At 68.1% G+C, this 17,797-nt stretch carries 18 protein-coding genes; 13 read left to right on the top strand and 5 right to left on the bottom strand.

Annotated features, from left to right (window positions below; genetic code table 11):
• The first annotated feature begins 217 nt into the window (after positions 1–217).
• Positions 218–781, top strand: a complete 564-nt coding sequence (locus EV646_RS37480; RefSeq protein WP_132157381.1) for a hypothetical protein — start codon at positions 218–220, stop codon at positions 779–781.
• An 86-nt stretch (positions 782–867) separates the two neighbouring features.
• Here the strand turns inward: EV646_RS37480 and EV646_RS37475 are convergent, their stop codons facing one another.
• Entirely contained in the window at positions 868–2,307 is a 1,440-nt protein-coding gene (locus EV646_RS37475; protein ID WP_132157379.1) for a helix-turn-helix domain-containing protein, read from the bottom strand.
• A gap of 87 nt (positions 2,308–2,394) precedes the next feature.
• Between EV646_RS37475 and adh the strand changes: the two genes are divergently transcribed.
• Both adh and EV646_RS37465 read left to right on the top strand, forming a co-directional pair.
• Positions 2,395–3,918, top strand: coding sequence for an aldehyde dehydrogenase (gene adh / locus EV646_RS37470; RefSeq protein WP_132157377.1), 1,524 nt, complete (start codon positions 2,395–2,397; stop codon positions 3,916–3,918).
• 2 nt (positions 3,919–3,920) lie between these two features.
• Complete coding sequence (locus EV646_RS37465) at positions 3,921–4,304, top strand: DUF779 domain-containing protein (protein ID WP_132157375.1); 384 nt, start codon at positions 3,921–3,923, stop codon at positions 4,302–4,304.
• Here the strand turns inward: EV646_RS37465 and EV646_RS37460 are convergent.
• Positions 4,301–4,858: a hypothetical protein gene (locus EV646_RS37460; protein WP_132157373.1), complete on the bottom strand. Its 558-nt coding sequence runs from the start codon at positions 4,856–4,858 to the stop codon at positions 4,301–4,303. The two genes, EV646_RS37465 and EV646_RS37460, sit on opposite strands and share 4 nt — an antisense overlap.
• A gap of 10 nt (positions 4,859–4,868) precedes the next feature.
• Positions 4,869–5,186: an SgcJ/EcaC family oxidoreductase gene (locus EV646_RS37455; protein WP_132157371.1), complete on the bottom strand. Its 318-nt coding sequence runs from the start codon at positions 5,184–5,186 to the stop codon at positions 4,869–4,871.
• Here EV646_RS37455 and EV646_RS37450 point away from each other — a divergent pair.
• The 3 genes from EV646_RS37450 (at position 5,149) to EV646_RS37440 (ending at position 10,226) form a co-directional block, all read left to right on the top strand.
• Positions 5,149–5,535, top strand: a complete 387-nt coding sequence (locus tag EV646_RS37450) for a MarR family winged helix-turn-helix transcriptional regulator (RefSeq protein WP_132157369.1) — start codon at positions 5,149–5,151, stop codon at positions 5,533–5,535. The genes EV646_RS37455 and EV646_RS37450 overlap by 38 nt on opposite strands.
• Before the next feature lie 252 nt (positions 5,536–5,787).
• Complete coding sequence (locus EV646_RS37445; RefSeq protein WP_199237463.1) at positions 5,788–6,984, top strand: S53 family peptidase; 1,197 nt, start codon at positions 5,788–5,790, stop codon at positions 6,982–6,984.
• Positions 6,985–7,376: 392 nt separating this feature from the next.
• Positions 7,377–10,226: a M36 family metallopeptidase gene (locus EV646_RS37440; protein WP_241996582.1), complete on the top strand. Its 2,850-nt coding sequence runs from the start codon at positions 7,377–7,379 to the stop codon at positions 10,224–10,226.
• A gap of 209 nt (positions 10,227–10,435) precedes the next feature.
• On the opposite strand, the gene EV646_RS37435 is transcribed toward EV646_RS37440, so the two are convergent.
• A complete protein-coding gene (locus tag EV646_RS37435; protein ID WP_132157365.1) occupies positions 10,436–10,975 on the bottom strand; it encodes a helix-turn-helix transcriptional regulator in 540 nt (179 codons plus the stop codon).
• Positions 10,976–11,090: 115 nt separating this feature from the next.
• Here EV646_RS37435 and EV646_RS37430 point away from each other — a divergent pair, with 115 nt between their 5' ends.
• Together EV646_RS37430 and EV646_RS37425 are read left to right on the top strand one after the other, a co-directional pair.
• A complete protein-coding gene (locus EV646_RS37430; protein WP_132157363.1) occupies positions 11,091–11,927 on the top strand; it encodes an SDR family NAD(P)-dependent oxidoreductase in 837 nt (278 codons plus the stop codon).
• Positions 11,924–12,766 (top strand): SDR family NAD(P)-dependent oxidoreductase, encoded by an 843-nt coding sequence (locus tag EV646_RS37425; RefSeq protein WP_132157361.1) that lies wholly within the window; start codon positions 11,924–11,926, stop codon positions 12,764–12,766. Before EV646_RS37430 ends, EV646_RS37425 begins: the two co-directional genes overlap by 4 nt.
• A gap of 78 nt (positions 12,767–12,844) precedes the next feature.
• On the opposite strand, the gene EV646_RS37420 is transcribed toward EV646_RS37425, so the two are convergent.
• Positions 12,845–13,852 (bottom strand): LacI family DNA-binding transcriptional regulator, encoded by a 1,008-nt coding sequence (locus EV646_RS37420; RefSeq protein ID WP_132157359.1) that lies wholly within the window; start codon positions 13,850–13,852, stop codon positions 12,845–12,847.
• A 113-nt stretch (positions 13,853–13,965) separates the two neighbouring features.
• Here EV646_RS37420 and EV646_RS37415 point away from each other — a divergent pair, with 113 nt between their 5' ends.
• The 5 genes from EV646_RS37415 to EV646_RS37395 all read left to right on the top strand — a co-directional run bounded on the left by EV646_RS37415 (position 13,966) and on the right by EV646_RS37395 (position 17,670).
• Positions 13,966–14,871, top strand: a complete 906-nt coding sequence (locus tag EV646_RS37415) for an amidohydrolase family protein (protein ID WP_132157357.1) — start codon at positions 13,966–13,968, stop codon at positions 14,869–14,871.
• A complete protein-coding gene (locus EV646_RS37410) occupies positions 14,868–15,431 on the top strand; it encodes a cysteine dioxygenase (RefSeq protein ID WP_132157355.1) in 564 nt (187 codons plus the stop codon). The genes EV646_RS37415 and EV646_RS37410 overlap by 4 nt, the downstream gene beginning before the upstream one ends.
• A 158-nt stretch (positions 15,432–15,589) precedes the next feature.
• Complete coding sequence (locus EV646_RS37405; protein WP_132157353.1) at positions 15,590–16,402, top strand: class I SAM-dependent methyltransferase; 813 nt, start codon at positions 15,590–15,592, stop codon at positions 16,400–16,402.
• Positions 16,395–16,919, top strand: a complete 525-nt coding sequence (locus tag EV646_RS37400; RefSeq protein ID WP_132157351.1) for a bifunctional DNA primase/polymerase — start codon at positions 16,395–16,397, stop codon at positions 16,917–16,919. Before EV646_RS37405 ends, EV646_RS37400 begins: the two co-directional genes overlap by 8 nt.
• A gap of 355 nt (positions 16,920–17,274) precedes the next feature.
• Positions 17,275–17,670 (top strand): RidA family protein, encoded by a 396-nt coding sequence (locus tag EV646_RS37395; protein WP_132157349.1) that lies wholly within the window; start codon positions 17,275–17,277, stop codon positions 17,668–17,670.
• Positions 17,671–17,797: the final 127 nt, after the last annotated feature.

Genomic DNA, 17,797 nt, shown 5'->3' with positions numbered 1-17,797 from the left:
CGATGTTATTGGTTGGTTACTGGTCAGTCATGTCGATGCGGCCCTCATCACGCCCCGCGTGTTCCGTCTCACTCCAGCCGCTGTGATCCGGCTGTGAACGAATCGACACAGAGCGTTAGTGGAGATCTCTTGCCTCTTCACTAGACCGCTCCGTAAGTTTCTAACCACTGCGAATGCAGGAACGGGAACATTTCACCGAACTGGCGGGAGCGGGGCCATGCGTCTTCAGAGGGCAGTGGTAGCGGGTGCGTTGCTGGCAAGCGGTTTGCTGGCGCAAGGAGCGAGTACGGCGACGGCGGCGCCGGCCATGCGGGCCGGAAGTCCGGAGACCGTCGGCGTCGCGAAGAAGTGCGACACCAAGCAGGTCTACTGGTACACGCGTTATGGGCACGAGGTGTACGTCGGGACGAATCTCTACAGCAACTGGCTCGAGGGGCCCGGCCGGGTCACCTACTCCGAGACGGCGACCTCGGAGTCGAACTCGTCCTGGTCCGGCGACCTCGGCGTGAGCATTCCGCTGGTGATCGCGGAGATCCAGAACAAGTACTCCAAGACCGTCGGCAAGTCCTACTCGGTGTCCCAGGCCTGGTCCTACACCGCCGAGGTGCCGGCCGGGAAGATCCGCCGGCTGCACCAGCTGAAGCAGTCCTGGCGCGTCACGGTGGTCCGCTGGCGCTACACCACCAGCGACTGCAAGAAGACCAAGGAACTGAGCGCGAAGGTCGCCACCTTCCCGACCAAGAACCGCGACTACATGTGGATCCTCGTCGGCCGGGAGTGATCTTCGTACGGCGATTGCCACGGGGACACCGCCGTACGACGAAACCGCGAGCCGGCCGGATCAGGTTGCCGGCCGGCCCACGGTGGCTAGTCGGACAGGCGATGGAGGCGGGCAGTGACAGCGGCGCGGCGGTGGTCGGCCGGTGGGAGTACGGCGACGAGAGCTTCGAAGATCTCCAGATCCTCTGCTCCTGTCGGGGTCTGGGCGAATTGCCAGAGCAGGTCCGCGTCGGTCGAGTCGAGTACGGCGCGGCGCAAGGTCGCATCGAGTTCGTCCCGTTCGGTGCGCAGGGCGGGAGCGTCGGAGCGTTCGAGCAGCGGACCGGTGTAGAGCTCGAGGGCCGTGGCGAGGTCGCCGTCCCGCAGAGCCTTTCGTACGTCGGTGATGTCGCCGGAGACCTCGGCGATGATCCGGTACGGCTTCGTGTCGAGCACTCCACTGCCGACCAAATTGCGCAGTCGATGCATCTCCGCGCGTACGGTCGTCGGGTTGCCTTCGTCGCCGTACAGCTGAAGCATCAGTTGCTCGGCGGTGAGGCCGGACGGGTGGAGGAGAAGCAGTGCGAGTACTTCGGCCCGGCGCAGAGTGAGGGCGATCTCGCGACCACCGACGATCGCGACCGGTTGCCCGAACAGCTTCAGTCGCAACGAGGACCGGCGGACCCGCGTACCGGGGAGACGCAGCAGGAAGCCTTCGTCGAGTTGTTCGACGACGCCTTCGCGGCCGTCGCCGAGGTCGATGCGGGATGCGCCGTCCGACACGTCGAGGCGATCGGGCAACCATTCCAGTGGCTGAACGGCGAGCACCCGGCCGGTGGGGGTCAGCAGCGCGCCCGGTTCGTTGCCTAGGGCTACAAGGTGCCGCATGTTGCGGACCCGCAGCAGTTCGTCGGCCGCGGCCATCCGGACCCGTAGCTGTCCCTCTGCCAGTTGGGCGGCTGCGGTCACCAACGCGACCATCGCCGGGTGGACGGTTCGCAGCGGACCCGAGACGTCGACGGCGCCGATCAGCTTGCCCGTGTCAGGGTCGTGCACCGGCGCCGCGGCACAGGTCCATTCGTGGATCCGCCGGACCAGGTGTTCGGCTGAGTGGATTTGCACCGGCTCCCCGACCGCGAGCGCCGTACCCATACCGTTGGTGCCGATCTGGTCCTCCGACCACACCGCTCCTTCGGACAATGCGATCCGGTCGGCCTGCCGTCGTACGTCGGCAGCGCCTTCACGCCAGAGGATCATCCCCTGGGCGTCGGTGATGATCATGATGTGCGACGCCTCGTCGGCGATCGTCGTCAACGTCTGCCGCAGCACGGGCAGTACGGCGCGCAGCGGATGGCTCTCGCGGATCTCCTCGACCTGGTCGGTACCGACCACCACGGGCGGTGCGTCCAGCTCAGGATCGACGGCGGCCGCCAGTGAGCGCTCCCACGAGGCAGCGACCAGCGGGCGTGGCACCCTCGGCACCCGGCCGCCGCCGAGCACCTCGTCGTACAGCTCGCTCAACCGGCGCGCCCGCTCCGGTGCGTCCATCTGCCTCACTCGGTCCCGCGTTGCAACGTCCGTGCAACGTCGTGCCTCCTATCGTCGGTCCACCGTCAGGTTTCCGAAGGAGGACCTATGACGATCTTCGCAGCTCCGGGGCGCGATGGCAGCCCGGTCGCGTACAAATCACGGTACGAGCACTACATCGGCGGCGAATGGGTGCCGCCGGTCAAAGGCGGATACTTCGAGAATCCGTCCCCGGTCACCGGCGAGACCTTCACCGAAATCGCTCGCGGTACGGCGGATGACGTCGAGCGCGCCCTCGACGCCGCCCACGGTGCCGCGCCGGGCTGGGGACGGACGTCACCGGCCGAACGGGCGAACCTCCTGAACCAGATCGCCGACCGGATCGAAGCCAACCTCGAGGCGCTGGCGGTCGCCGAGACCTGGGACAACGGCAAGGCGGTGCGCGAGACGCTGGCCGCGGACCTGCCGCTGGCGATCGACCACTTCCGGTACTTCGCCGGCGCGCTCCGGGCCCAGGAGGGGTCGGTCTCGGTCATCGACGACGACACCATCGCGTATCACTTCCACGAACCGCTCGGCGTGGTCGGGCAGATCATCCCGTGGAACTTCCCGATCCTGATGGCGACCTGGAAGCTGGCTCCCGCGCTGGCGGCCGGTAATGCCGTCGTACTGAAGCCGGCCGAGCAGACACCGGCGTCGATCCACGTACTGCTCGAACTGATCCACGACCTGCTGCCGCCGGGTGTGCTGAACGTGGTCAACGGGTTCGGCGTCGAGGCCGGCAAACCGCTTGCCTCCAGCAACAGAGTTGCCAAGGTCGCGTTCACTGGTGAGACCACGACGGGGCGGCTGATCATGCAGTACGCGTCGGAGAACATCATCCCCGTCACCCTCGAGCTCGGCGGCAAGAGCCCGAACATCTTCTTCGAGGACGTGGCGTCGGTGCGGGACGAGTTCTACGACAAGGCGCTGGAGGGCTTCACGCTGTTCGCGCTGAACCAGGGCGAGGTCTGCACCTGCCCGTCCCGGGCGCTGATCCAGTCGTCGATCTACGACGACTTCCTCGGTGACGCGGTGGCCCGGACGCAGGCGATCAAGCAGGGTCACCCGCTCGACACCGACACGATGATGGGCGCGCAGGCGAGCAACGACCAGTACGAGAAGATCCTCGCCTACATCGACATCGGCAAGGCCGAAGGCGCCCGGGTGCTCACCGGCGGGGCACGGGCCGAACTCGACGGCGAACTGGCCGGCGGCTACTACATCCAGCCGACCATCTTCGAGGGCGACAACAAGATGCGGATCTTCCAGGAGGAGATCTTCGGCCCGGTCGTCGGGGTGACGAAGTTCGACGACTACGCCGACGCGATGAAGATCGCCAACGACACCCTCTACGGGCTCGGCGCCGGGGTCTGGTCCCGCGACATCAACACGGCGTACCGGGCCGGGCGTGAGATCCAGGCCGGGCGGGTCTGGACGAACTGCTACCACGCGTATCCCGCGCACGCGGCGTTCGGCGGGTACAAGAGCTCCGGCATCGGCCGGGAGAACCACAAGATGATGCTCGACCACTACCAGCAGACCAAGAACCTGCTGGTGAGCTACAGCCCCTCGAAGCTGGGGTTCTTCTGAGCATGGTGGTCGTCGAACGAGTTGGGTTGACCGAGGCGGCGGCGGAGTTGCTTCGCCGCCTCACCGCGACGCACGGTCCGCTGATGTTCCACCAGTCCGGCGGCTGCTGCGACGGCAGTTCGCCGATGTGCTACCCGGATGGTGAGTTCAAGACTGGATCGGCGGACGTACGTCTCGGCGACCTGGTGGTCGCCGGTTTGGTCCGGCCGATCCCGTTCTGGATGTCGGCGGCGCAGTACGAGTACTGGAAGCACACGCAGCTCACCGTCGATGTGGTCAAAGGCCGCGGCAGTGGCTTCTCGGTCGAAGCCCCCGAAGGCGTCCGCTTCCTGATCCGTTCCCGCGTCTTCACCGACCAGGAGTCCGCCGCGCTCGGCCTCCTCTAAAGCGAGTGCCGACCGTCCGGTGGCGTTGCCGGGCGGCCGGCACTCTTCAACTCCTCAACCGTGCGTACGCCGTCTTCGAGTACGGCGGCGTAGATGTCGGAGCTCTCGACCTCGGGACACTGGTCCTTCAACCGCAGGATCGTGAGCCGTTGATTCTCCGGCGCATCGCGCAGCCGCTCGGCCTGCCCGACATGCGGCCGCTCAACGACATGCAGCCAGAACGTGAGGTCGATCTTCCAGGGGTCCGTGTGCAGGACGGCGTAGAACCGTTCGTCGGTGATCGCCGGAGTCGGCCGACGATCACCACGCTCATCCCGAAAGTCGACACTGCGCAGTTCGACCCGGTGGGCCAGCGCAGCCAGACCCTCGAGGACCGCGGTAGCGGTGGCATCGGGCGCGTCGAACATGACGTCAAGATCCCGCTCCACCATCAGCCCCGACAGCGCACTCCCGATCACCTGCGCCCGCCAGGGAAAGGCGCTCTGTAGTTCAAGCCGTTCCGCCAACCGCCGGGCTTCGTCCTGCAGAGCTTGTGCACGTTCGGCCAGCGACATGCCTTCGACTCTAGGCCGGGACGGTGGCGGGCTGGAACTTGAAGGAGACGGCTTCCATGAGCGGCTTGTGCTTGGTCTTCTGGACGGCCGCGATCAGCCATTGGCCGTCTTGGCGGACCAGCGTGTAGGTGGCGACTTTGCCGAGCTTGCGTGGCGTCTTCTTGGCGACCTCGCCGCGGGTTACGACGACCGCGGTATCGGCAGTCAGCATCCTGACGTCGTCGATCTCGACGAAGAGCCGAGTGCCCTTGAGGAAGCTGTCGAAGAGGGCCTGGTGGGCGCCGGTGCTGATGCACGCGCAGACGAGCGCGAAGGCCTGCGATCTCAACGCGTCGGACCTCTACGCGCTGAACATCCTCGAGCTGACCGGCCCGATGACCCCTGGTGAACTGGGCTCCCGCACAGGCCTGACCACCGGCCCGACGACCCGCCTCATCGACCGTCTCGAGGAGCACGAGTACGTACGACGTACGCCCGCGCCCGGTGACCGTCGCAAGATCCTCGTCGAACCCACCGGGCGGCCCGCCCAACTCGACCGGGTGATGGCGCCCGCGCGCAGGAAGCTCGGTGAACTCCTCGCGGGCTACTCGGACAAGGAACGCGCCGTGCTCTTCGACTACTTCAACCGCGCTGCGGACGCCTATCAGGAAGCCGCCGCCCAGGTCCGAGACGCCTGACGCCGGAAGTCACGGGGAATCCTTCACCGTTGTCACGGCGCCCGAATTTGCCGTCAGGACGCGGAAAACCAGGCCCTGCCGGTTCGGTTGTCACAGCCTGAGCCATGACATTTGTCAGGGTCCCGATCGCTGGCTTCGAACGTCGCGCCGGGCGGACGATCCTTGCACCAACTCACGCCGGTTCCGCCCCCGACCGTGAAGATCCCGACCGAGACGTTTCGGGGACGGGCCTGCCCAGCTCGAGGAGTTCTGTTGAAGCAACGGATTCTCGTGTCCGCCCTGGGCGTCGGCGCACTAGCCGTCGCAGGACTGACAGCCCAAGGGGCCGCCGCGGCCCCGACGCCGTACGCGGCCGGCAAGCACGCAGTCAAGGTCTGCTCGACCTCGACAGCGCCGCACACCGCAAGCTGCTACGCGTACAAGCTGGTGAACGACAAGGGTGTCGTGCCGGCCTCCACCACCCCGCCCTCCACCGGCCTCACCCCGTCCGGCCTGCGGGACGCCTACAAACTGAACGGGCTCAGCGCGAACGGCCGTACGGTCGCGATCGTCGACGCCTACGGCTACCCGAACCTGGAGCGCGACCTGGGCGTCTACCGGTCCCAGTTTGGCCTGTCGGCGTGCACGGTCGCCAACGGCTGCCTGCGGATCATCAACCAGACCGGCGGTACGTCGCTGCCACGCTTCAACGCCGGCTGGGCCGGTGAGCAGGCACTCGACGTCGACGCGGTATCAGCCGCGGCTCCGGACGCCAAGATCGTGGTCGTTCAGGCCAACTCCGCCAGCTTCGCCGACCTCGGTACGGCTGTCGTGACGGCGTCCAAGCAGGCCGGCGTGGTCGCGATCTCCAACAGCTACGGCGGTGGCGACGCCGCGGACTCGACGTACGGCACCTACTACAACCACCCGGGCATCGCCGTCACCGCATCCACCGGTGACAACGGCTACCAGGGCGGCAGCTACCCGGCCTCCTCGTCGTACACGACGGCTGTCGGCGGTACGTCGCTTGTTGCCGCCAGCAACTCTCGGGGCTGGAGCGAGTCCGTCTGGGACGGCGCCGGCTCGGGCTGCTCGACGTACAACACCGCGCTGAGTGCGGCCGCGAGCTTCGACACCGGCTGTGCGAAGCGGGCGATGGCGGACGTGTCCGCTGCTGCCGACCCGGGCAAGGGCGGCATGGCGATCTACTACCCGACCAGCAAGACGGCGTCGACCTGGGCGCAGTTCGGCGGCACGAGTGAGGCTGCCCCGATCATCGCCTCGGTGTACGCGCTGTCCGGCAACACCAGCGGTTACGCGAACGCGCTGCCCTACGCGCACCCGGGCTCGCTGTTCGACGTGACGAGCGGCAGCAACGGGAGCTGCCCGACCACCCAGTGGTGCAACGCCCGTACCGGCTGGGACGGCCCGACCGGTCTCGGTACGCCGAACGGCGCCGGCGCCTTCTAGCCACAGGCGCCTTCTGAGCGAACGGGCGGACCCCGCCGCGATAGGGGTCCGTCCGTTCAGGGGCAGGTAGTGCCAACCCCGCCCCCCTTCGTGGGGTTGGCACTCCTGCCCGCTGCCATTTCGGCGACACTCAGAGCGGCCACTTGGTGGCTGGGTGTCACCATTCTGGTGTCACTGCTAGTACTCTTCCGGGCACGAAGGACAACCCTCGTCTCCACGTCATTCCGGTGATTTTCCTTCCGCAGACCTGCTCCGGGCCTTAAGGTCAGCCCCGGACGGGTCGTGGAGGGCGACCCGCGCACACAACTCCATGGAGCGTTGCTGTGACCACATCACGCAGAGGGCGGGGGCTCCTGGCAGTCACTGCCGTCTCCGCTGCGACTGTTCTGGTCGTGACCGCCGCCGGCGGTGCCACGGCCGCGCAGACTGCCGACCCGAAGCCTCAGGGTAAGGCCGCCCAGGCCGAGAAGGCCGCGAGCAAGGAACGGAAGGGCAACTTCGACGCCCGGACGCCGAGCGCCCGGACCACCTACAACCGCGCCGCCAAGGTGGCCGGCAAGGAGTCCGCCGCCTCGGAGAAGTTCCGCAACTCGCTCGGTACCCAGGGCGTCGTCGAACTCGACCCGAACACCGGTACTCCGGCCCAGGTGACCAAGCTGGACGGTTTCCTGACCGGCAAGAGCGCCAAGAAGGCCAAGGACATCGCCCTGGCCTACGTCAAGGCGCACCCCGAGGTCTTCAAGCTGTCCGACGCCGACCTCGGCACTCTGAAGCTGCGCAAGGACTACGTCGACGATCTCGGCACCCACCACATCTTCTGGTCCCAGGAGGTCGACGGGATCGAGGTGTTCGGCAACGGACTGAAGGCCAACGTCACCAAGAACGGCCAGCTGATCTCGGTCATGGGCGCTCCGGTGGCCGGCCTCACCTCCCAGGCTCAGGCTCGCTCCGCCGCTCCCGCGGTCAGCGCCGACAAGGCCCGGACCACGGCCGCCGAGGATATCGGCGGTACGGCGAAGTCCGCGACCGCGAAGACCGCCGGCACCAGCGTGAAGTGGAGCAACGGCGACACCGCCAAGCAGGTCTGGTTCCACACCGCCGACGGCCTGCGCAAGGGCTGGATGACGTACGTCAACGCCGGCGGCATGAAGATCTACACGCACGTCATCGACGCCCAGACCGGCGGCCTGCTCTACCGCAAGGACCTGTCCAGCGAGGGCAACGGCGACGCGCTCGTACAGGACAACTACCCGGGTGCGGCCAAGGGTGGCACCCAGCGGGTGGAGAACCTGATCTACAACAAGTGGCTGCCGAAGAACGCGAAGACCCTGCTCGATGGCACCTCGGTCGCCGCCTGGGCGGACATCAACGACGACAACCAGCCGAACGCCGGTGAGACGGTCAAGGTGCCGGGCACCAAGATCGGCGCGGAGTACAAGCTGGTGCCGTTCCAGAGCGCGTCGAAGTTCTGCTCGACGTCGTTCATCTGCACCTGGGACCCGGCGAAGCCGGACTCCTGGAAGACGAACATGAACCAGGACGTCACCAACGCGTTCTACCTGGCCAGCAACTTCCACGACTGGCTGGCCAAGCCGCCGATCAGCTTCACCCCGGCGGCCGGCTCGTTCGACGCCGCGGGCGGCGACCCGGTGCTGCTCAACGCGCTGGACGGCGCGGCCACCGGCGCCGACGGCGGTCCGGACGCCAACCACGTGGACAACGCGAACATGTCCACCCCGCCGGACGGCACCCCGCCGACCATGCAGATGTACCTGTTCCACCAGCCGGGCGCGACCGACGAGCAGGACCCGTACGTGCCGAGCAGCTCCGCGAACGACGCGAGCATCCTCTACCACGAGTACACCCACGGTCTGTCCAACCGCCTGGTCGTCGACGCCACCGGCAACTCGACGCTGAACAGCATCCAGGCCGGCTCGATGGGCGAGGCGTGGAGCGACTTCTACGCGATGGACTACCTGGTCTCGCACAACCTGGAGACGGACACCACCGCTCCGGGCGAGGTCCTCGAGGGCAAGTACGTCAGCCACGGTGAGCTGTTCCGTACCCAGGCGATCGACTGCCGGGTCAAGGCCGTCAGCCCGAACTGCATCCAGCCGGACGGTTCGAAGGGCGGCTACACCTACGGCGACTTCCCGACCATCGGCGGTACGCCGGAGGTGCACGCCTCCGGTGAGGTCTGGGCGCAGACCCTGTGGGACCTGCGCGAGCGGTTCGGCCGGAGCTACGCGCTGAGCCTGATCACCCGCGCGATGGAGCTGTCGCCGAACGACCCGACCATGCTCGACATGCGCAACGCGATCGTGCAGGCCGACCTGGTCGCCAGCGGCGGCAAGAACGCCGGCATCATCTGGACCGTCTTCGCCAACCGCGGCATGGGCTGGTACGCCGGTGTCGTCGACGGCGGCGACGCCTACCCGGCGGAGGACTTCCACAAGCCGCCGACGGGTGCGACCACCACGCTGTCCGGGACCGTGACGGACAAGGACACCGGTGCTCCGGTGGCCGGCGCGCTGGTCTACATCGGTGGTCACGCCTCCGGCTATGCGGGTGACTACTCCGACGCCACCGATGCGACCGGCAAGTACACCATCACCGGTGTTGCCCCGGGCACCTACCCGAAGGTCGTCGTGGCCGCTCCGGGCTACGAGCTGATCGTCCAGTCGGTCAAGGTCAGCTCCGGCGTCAAGGCGAACTTCGCCCCGCGCCGGAACTGGGCCTCCGCCTCCGGCGGTGGTTCGGTGGTCGACTTCAACGGGCCGGACTACAGCGACTTCGGCTGTGGGCCGGGCGGTGCGATCGACAACGCCCAGGGCACGGGCTGGGGAAGCACGACCGGCGACAACGCGGGTACGCCGACCAACGTGATGGTCCCGAAGCACGTGGACGTCAAGCTGCCGGCGACGGTGACCATCAGCGCGTTCAACGTCGACCCGTCGAACACCTGTGGTGACCCGGGCAGCGCCTCGACCGGCAAGTACCGGATCGAGACGTCGGCCGACGGCACCACCTGGGCGACGGCGGCGGAGGGCGAGTTCACCGCGGCCAACCGGGGCAAGTACAACCTGGTCGCCCCGACCGGCAACGCCACCGGGGTCCAGTACGTGCGGTTCTGGATGCTCAGCCCGCAGGTCCCCGACTTCGCCAACAACTGCCCCGCCGGCGCCTTCGGCGGCTGCACCTTCACCGACATGACCGAACTCCAGGTCTTCGGCACCAAGTAACCCTTCCGCGAAGGCCGGCCGAGCAACCCGCTCGGCCGGCCTTCCGGCTTTCCAGCACTACCCGCCCCTGCCGCTCCCGCACCTCGCCCCGCCCCGGCGCCCGCACTTGGCTGGTTCACCCACGAAGTTGTGGGTTCCCCGCCCGTATTCAGTGGGGAGACCCACAAGCTCATGGGTGAACCCACCAAATGCGGTGGGCAAGGGTTGGTTCAGTCCGTGGAGGGTTTGGCTGGGGGGACTGTTTGGGCCCATTCGGCCCAGTCGGCTAGGGCTGTGTAGAGGCGGATGCCGGCTTCTACGGTGACTCGGAGGGACTGGGTCTGGGGGCTGTAGCCGTAGTCGCCGCGGTCTTTGGCTGCCGCGTACTGGCGGTATTGCTCGGCCAGTTTCGAATAGAACCCGGCCTCCGCGGCGAGGTGTTTCTGCAGGTCCTCGGCGTCCATCAGCCAGAAGAACAGCGACCTGAGCAGTGGCTGCAACCGCATCGTGTGGTCGACGTCCACCTCCGTCAGCCAGCGCTTGACCTCCGCCAGCCCGGACTCGGTGATCCGGTACGCCTTTCGCCGCCGCGGCCCCTCGCTCTCCACCTCGACCAAGCCTTCGCCGGCGAGTTTGCCGAGCTCGGCGTAGATCTTCGGGTGCTGCGCCGGCCAGATCGACCCGAGCACCTCGGTGAACCGCCGGGCCAGGTCGTACCCACTGGCCGGCCCCTCGGCGAGCAGCCCCAGCAGCCCGTGCCGCAACGACATGCTGCCTCCTCTTGTTCGAACCGTCGGAAGCATCTTGACATGTCCCGGCGGACATGTGCATGCTCAGATATGTCCCAAGGTACATGTCCTAAAGAACATCCCATGAGGAGCCGATATGTCTGATCGTGGAGCCGTCCTGATCACCGGATCGACCGGTGGCATCGGTACAGCGACCGTCCAGGCGCTCAGTCGTCGCGGTTTCACCGTGTACGCCGGAGCGCGCCAAACCGGCCGGATCGCGGCGGAGGCGAACGTGCGGGAGGTCGTGCTCGACGTCGCGGATCCCGAGAGTGTTGCGGCAGCGGCCAAGCAGCTCGCGGGCGAGGTGGACGGGCTGCAGGCGGTGATCAACAACGCGGGTGTGATCGTGCAGGGGCCGATCGAACTCGTCCCGGCCGAGGAGTGGCGGCGGCAGTTCGAGGTGAACACGCTCGGCCCGGCGTCCGTCGTACGGGAGTTCCTGCCACTGGTCCGCGCCGGCCACGGCCGGATTGTCAACATCAGTGCGCCGACCGGCCGGGTCGCGTTCCCGCTGCTGGGTGCGCTGTCCGCGAGCAAGGCCGGGCTCGAAGCTCTGTCCAACGCGCTGCGGCTGGAGCTTGCCGCGTGGCAGATCCCGGTCGTGATCGTGGAGCCGGGGTCGACCGCGACGGAGATCTTCGCCAAGGCGGGCGCAGCCGAGCAGGAAGCGCAGCAAGAGTCCAGTCGCGATCGGGTGGCGCTCTACCGCGCTCACCTCGATGCCTACGCCAAGGCCGGCGCCCGCTTCAAGCCCGGGCCGGTCGAGAAGGTTGCCGAGGTCATCGTCCGGGCCGTCGAGTCGCCGCGGCCGAAGCGCCGCTACACGGTCGGCGACGCGCGCACCCTGGGCGCCGTCCTCACCAGGCTGCCGGCTGGGCTCAGGGACAAAGCGCTGAGCAACACCCTCGGCCTGAACGGCATCAAGGCGTGAGTGCGCCCGCGGGGAAGACGGTGGTGCTGGTGGGTGCCACCTCTGGGATCGGGCGGCACGCCGCGCTGCGACTTGCGGCGGACGGGCATCGGCTCTTCCTCATCGGCCGGGATTCCGCCCGGGCCGCCGCTCTTGCCGGCGAGTTGCCGCAGGCAACAGTCATTGCCGCGGACGTGTCGGTGCGGTCCGGGGTGGAAAAGGTCGCGAAGGAGATCTCGGCCGCCACCGATCGGATCGACGTACTGGTGAACAATGCCGGCGTCATGACCCCGACCCGGCAGGTCAGCGCGGAAGGGATCGAGCTCAACTTCGCCGTCCATCACCTCGCGCCGTGGTCGGCGACCGCGCTCCTGCTGCCGCTCATCCCGTCCGGCGGCCGGATCGTCAACGTGAACTCCGAGGGGCACCGTTCGCCGATGCGCGGTGGCGTGGTCCGGATCGATCCGGATCGGCTGGAGGATGGCCCGGCCGAGTTCGATCCGTTCCTCACCTACAGCCGGACCAAGCTGGCGAACCTCCTCTTCAGTTACGAGCTCCAGCGCCGGCGGCCGGACCTCGGCGTCGTCGCCATACATCCCGGTGTCGTCCGCACCGACCTCGGCCGGCAGTTCCCGCGGATTCAGGTCGCGGCCATCCATGCGTTCGCGCTCTCGGCCCGCCGCGGCGCCGAGCCGGTGGTCCGGCTGGCTGTCGGCCCTGACCGGCCGACCGGCTACTACGACCGCTTCACCCAGGTCCGCTCGTCGACGATCTCGTACGACGAGGAACTGGCGCGCCGCGTCTGGACGGCGACCGAGATGCTCCGGCCGGAGTTCAACGTGAACAACAGTCCCACATAGTGGGCAACGCGCAGTAAGTGCACTGGATTGGTTTAGTTTCGATCCGTGGATGTTGGGGTTCAGAAGTCGCCGTCCCGCTCAGGTGGGCGGGCCGGCGACCGAGCCACGCTCGATCAGCTCCGGGACCACCGTCGTACGACGAACTCGGCGGTTGGTGTCGACGGCGGAAGTGACGCGGGCGACGACATCGGCGACCAGCTCCTCGAGGGGCCAGTGGAACGTCGACAGTGGCGGCGTGAGCAGCTGGGACATCGGCTGATCGTCGTACCCGAGCAGGGAGATGTCGTCCGGGACGCGGAGCCCGAGCTCGCGGCTGGCGGCGTACACGCCGAAGGCCATCGAGTCGGCGAGCGCGAGGATCCCCGTCGGTCGCGGGCGGCTGCCGAGCAGGTCGCGGGCGACCTCGGTCGCGCCGGCCAGGTCGTGTGGGCAGGAGATGATGCGCACCTTCAGCTTCAGCCCGAAGGCGATCCGCTGCGCGATCTCCTCGGCCGGTCGCTCGGTCTCGAACCGGCGCGACGGGCTGAGCACCGCCACGCTCCGATGGCCCGCCTCCGCCAGCCGCTGCAACGCCGTGCTGATGCCGCTCTCGTTGTCGAAGACGACCTCGGATTTCGCTTTCGCGCCGGGCAGTGCGTCGCCGATCGCGATCACCGGCGTCTGCTGGGCGATCGCGGCCCAGCCCTTCGCGGCCGGGTTGATCGGGATCACCACGATCGCGTCGGCGCGGTGGTCGACCAGGTGCTGGGCGAGTTCGAGCTGGCGGTCGGCGTCGCCGGCGGAGTCGATGATCCACGCGTTCCGGTCCGGCGCGAGCAGCTCCCGGCCGAGCGCGGCCGCGAGGCGCTGCTGCCACAGGTCTTCGAGCGACGCGCACAGTACGCCGATCGAGCCGCTCCGCCCGGACGCGAGCGCCCGGGCGACCGGGTCGGCCTGGTAGCCGAGCCGGTCGGCGGCGTCCTGGACCCGCTGCCGGGTCTCCGGCGTCCCGTGCAGGCCGCGGAGCGCGTAGGACACGGCCGCCATCGAGAGGCCGGTCTCCGCGGCGATGTCCTTGAGGGTTGGCCTGCGGCCGGATCCGGACATGGTCAGCACCCTAAACCGAGGTTCGGACAATTACTTGACAACGGACCCTTTGAAGCGCTTCACTCACACTATCTTGAAGCGCTTCAATCTGATCAAGTCCGGGAGGTGAAGCCGTGATCGACGTCCACCAGCACCTCTGGCCGGCCGAGTTCGTCGACCGGCTGCGCGCCCGCACGACCGCGCCGTACCTCGACGGCTGGACCCTGCACACGACGAGCGAAGCGCCGTACGACGTCGACCCGGCCGCGCACGAGCTCGGCAAACGCGTCGCCCTCGAGCAAGACGCCGGTACGACGCTCGCCGCGGTCTCCCTGTCGAGTCCGCTCGGGATCGAGCAGCTCGGCGACTCCGCGCTCCTCGACGCCTGGCACGCCGGGGCCGCCGTACTGCCGGAGCCGTTCAAGGCGTGGGCCTCGGTCAACCTGCTCGAGCCCGACCTCGAAGGGATCGAATCCCTTCTGAACAAGGGATTCCTCGGCCTCCAGCTCCCCGCGCACGTCCTCGGGACGCCGGCCGGCTGGGCCGCGCACGCAGACCTCCTCGCGCTCGCCGACCGGTTGAACAAGCCGATCTTCGTCCACCCAGGCGTGGCCGCCGCGGTCGACGACGCCCCCGGCTGGTGGGCGCCGGTCGTCGACTACACCACCCAGCTGCAGGCCGCTTGGTGGGCCTGGCATGGGTACGGCGGCCGCCGGGAGTTCCCGAGCCTCCGCCTCTGCTTCGCCGCTGCGGCCGGGCTGGCGCCCGTACATCACGAACGGCTGGCCGCGCGCGGCGGCCGGCTCGGCACCATCGACCCCAACCTGTACGTCGACACCTCGAGCTACGGTCCGCAGGGGATCGACGCGGTCGCGCGGGTCCTCGGCATCGACCAGGTCGTGCACGGCACCGACCGGCCGTACGCCGGGATCACCGACCACCGCCAAGGCGCCGCCGCGACCGCGGTGATCCGCCACGACAATCCACACCGGCTCTTCTTCGGGGCCGGGACACCATCTCCTGAGAGGGGAGTGCAGTGACTGCTCAGCCCATCACCGACGTCCCAGTCGTACCAGCGCGCCAGGCCAGCCGGCTCGTGGAGCTCAACGACTGTTTGTCGCTGGACAACCTTCCGGGCCGGGACCTCGAGCCCTCCGAGCTGGCCGAGCTCGCCGCGTCGATCGCCGCCCAGCCGCACCTGTGGGAGGACAAGGTCGCCTACAGCGACGAGGAGCGCGTCTTCGCCTCGTTGCACCGGGACGCGAACGTCGACGTCTGGCTGATCTGCTGGACGCCGGTCAACGACACCGGCTGGCACGACCACGACGTCTCGTCGGGCGCGGTCGCCGTGGCTCGCGGGAAGCTGGTGGAGCACAACCTGGCGATCGGCACCGAGTCGATCGAGACCGAGGTCAACGCCGGTGACGTCTACGGGTTCGGCCCGGACCACATCCACCGCCTGACCGGCCTGGACAAGGGCAGCGTCACCGTGCACGCCTACAGCCCGCCGCTGTGGCGGATGGGCCAGTACTCAGTCAAGGACGGCGTACTCCGCCGCGTCTCCGTCTCGTACGCCGACGAACTCCGCCCCCTGGACTGATCACGAAGACTGGTCGAGCCTGATCACCAGGCAGGCCCGGCCCAACGGTCCGGCGTCCGGAACCCACCGGTTCCGACGCCGGGCCTTTTCAATCTGCCCCGATCTGCCCCGCGATCTGCCCTGCTCCGGAGGGCGAATCGTGTCCAGACTCGCTTGTCATGACGACGCACGTGGAGCTCGAGAAGCACTACACCGAGCGATATGACGAAGCGAAACGACTGGGCTCGACCATCAAGGGACGGCTGGAGCTCGCCCGGGTCCAGGACCTGCTCAGCCGGTACCTGCCCCCACCGCCCGCGGCGGTCGCGGACATCGGCGGCGGCCCGGGTATTCACGCGAGCTGGCTGAAGGACCGTGGGTACGACGTCGAGCTGCTCGACCCGGTCGAGCGGCACGTCGACCAGGCGGCGGCCGCCGGGATCTCCGCCGTACAAGGGGATGCGCGGCGACTGCCGTGGGACAACGAGGAGTTCGACGCGGCGTTCCTGGCCGGGCCGATGTATCACCTGCCGGAGCCGTCCGAGCGGCGGCTGGCGCTGCGCGAGGCGATCCGGGTGACCAAGCTCGGCGGGTTCATCGCGGTGATCGCGATCAACCGGGCGGCCAACCTGATCGGCTCGACGCTGGCCAATACGCTGATCGAACGGCAGGGCGTGGTGACGGAGATCCTCCGCGACGGCTTCAGTCCGCGCAACGAGCGGATGGCGCATACGACGTACCACACTGTCGCGCAGCTGCGGTCCGAGCTAACCAACGTCGGGCTGCGCGGCGTGACGATCCACGGCCTGACCGGACCGGGCGGTTGGCTGACAGTGCTGATCGACGCGCACTACAACGGCCTGCCGCTGCCGGACAGCTTGAAGGAGCCGGATCCGCTGCGTACGGCGCTGGAGTGCTCGCGGCTGGCCGACAGCTACCCGGAGATGGTGCAGGCGAGCTCGCTGTTGTTCGCGGTCGGGCAGCGTGCTTGACGGTCGGCTCCGCCGGGCGCAGGTGAAGCGGTTGCGGGAGCGGGCGATCCGGTACGCCGACAACGGCTGGCCGGTCGCTCCGCTCGCCGTACCGAGTGTGGACCCTTACCTGGCCGCTGAGGTGGTCCGCACGGGCGCGGAGGCCGCCGTGGTCTGGCGCGAGTACCCGTGGGACATCGCCCTCATCGCCGAACGCTTCGAGGTGATGGAGCTCCCACCCGAGTACGGCGCTCTGCTCAACCACCAACTGAAGACGACCTGCCCCACAGCAATCGCTCCCACGCATCGACGCTGGTGGTTCTTCCTGGAGCCTGGGTCTGTCGTTCCGGAGCAGGTGCTGGCAGCCGGCGGCGTACTGCATCGGCACTGGGTGCCGGCGCCGGGCACCCGGCTGGACTCCGCCGGCCGCATCCGCTGGCTGGTGCATCCGTATCAGACCCGCTGGCAGGCCTATCGGCGTCAGGACCCGATCGACGCCGTACTGTCATTGAACGCGGGAAACCCGCGCGGTGGCTGACGTGCCTGGGGCCCACAGGCCGTCGATCACCAGGGTCTTGCCGGAGGTGTCGCGGACCTGGCCGGCGAACCGGTAGTGGCCATGCGACGTGGGCTTGAGGATGTTGATGCGGCCGTCGCCGAAGTTGCCGACGAGGAGGGTACCGGCCGGCTCACCCCAAGCGGCGGGTGCGAACGCGAGACCCCACGGGTTGCGACGGCGAGTGGATGGCCCTTCGAGCGAAGCGACATGTCACTTTCCTGTCGGTCGATGAACGGAACACCATCGATAGGGCTGGGTGGGCTAGGCGGTTCATCGATCGCAGGGTAGACATGAGCGGTGGGCGGGGAAGGTATGCCGAGTTGGAGGGGGAAGTGTGGCTGAGCTTGCGATTGGGCGGTTGAATCCGGCGGTGTTGCCGCCGGCGACGGGGAACTACACGCACGGGCTGGTGGTGGACGGGGCCGAGCGGATGGTGTTCGTCAGCGGGCAGGTGCCGTGGGGGAACGAGCAGGGGCGGGTGCCGGAGAGTTTCGAGGCGCAGTGCCGGATGGTGTGGCGGAACGTCCTCGCGGTGCTCGGTGAAGCGGGCATGGGAGTACGGAACCTGGTGAAGGTGACGACGTACCTGTCCGACCGGAAGTACCGCGCCCTCAACTCGAAGCTCCGCGAGGAAATCCTCGGCGACCACACGCCCGCGCTCACCATCATCATCTGCGACATCTACGCAGAAAACTGGCTCCTCGAAATAGACGCCGTCGCGATGGCCTAGCTCCTCCGCGTTTGATGGGTTCACCTACCAGCTTGTGGGGCGGATTCACGCGGTGGTTGCAACACCGGGTGGTTTTGACTGGTCGGATAGTAGCTTGTCGAGGGCTTCGGCGGGGGTGCGCCAGTGG

The sequence above is a fragment of the Kribbella antiqua genome, assembly GCF_004345665.1.
GTDB lineage: Bacteria > Actinomycetota > Actinomycetes > Propionibacteriales > Kribbellaceae > Kribbella > Kribbella antiqua.
The sequence above is the reverse complement of the archived record's forward strand: the minus strand, read 5'-3'. Positions and strand labels throughout refer to the sequence as shown.

Excerpts from the sequence above, each read along its gene's own strand:
- EV646_RS37450 (WP_132157369.1), top strand. The coding sequence starts at position 5,149 with ATGCACGCGCAGACGAGCGCGAAGGCCTGCGATCTCAACGCGTCGGAC.
- EV646_RS37420 (WP_132157359.1), bottom strand. The coding sequence starts at position 13,852 with ATGTCCGGATCCGGCCGCAGGCCAACCCTCAAGGACATCGCCGCGGAG.
- EV646_RS37430 (WP_132157363.1), top strand. The coding sequence starts at position 11,091 with ATGTCTGATCGTGGAGCCGTCCTGATCACCGGATCGACCGGTGGCATC.
- EV646_RS37405 (WP_132157353.1), top strand. The coding sequence starts at position 15,590 with ATGACGACGCACGTGGAGCTCGAGAAGCACTACACCGAGCGATATGAC.
- EV646_RS37465 (WP_132157375.1), top strand. The coding sequence starts at position 3,921 with ATGGTGGTCGTCGAACGAGTTGGGTTGACCGAGGCGGCGGCGGAGTTG.
- EV646_RS37435 (WP_132157365.1), bottom strand. The coding sequence starts at position 10,975 with ATGTCGTTGCGGCACGGGCTGCTGGGGCTGCTCGCCGAGGGGCCGGCC.
- adh (WP_132157377.1), top strand. The coding sequence starts at position 2,395 with ATGACGATCTTCGCAGCTCCGGGGCGCGATGGCAGCCCGGTCGCGTAC.
- EV646_RS37475 (WP_132157379.1), bottom strand. The coding sequence starts at position 2,307 with ATGGACGCACCGGAGCGGGCGCGCCGGTTGAGCGAGCTGTACGACGAG.
- EV646_RS37460 (WP_132157373.1), bottom strand. The coding sequence starts at position 4,858 with ATGTCGCTGGCCGAACGTGCACAAGCTCTGCAGGACGAAGCCCGGCGG.
- EV646_RS37480 (WP_132157381.1), top strand. The coding sequence starts at position 218 with ATGCGTCTTCAGAGGGCAGTGGTAGCGGGTGCGTTGCTGGCAAGCGGT.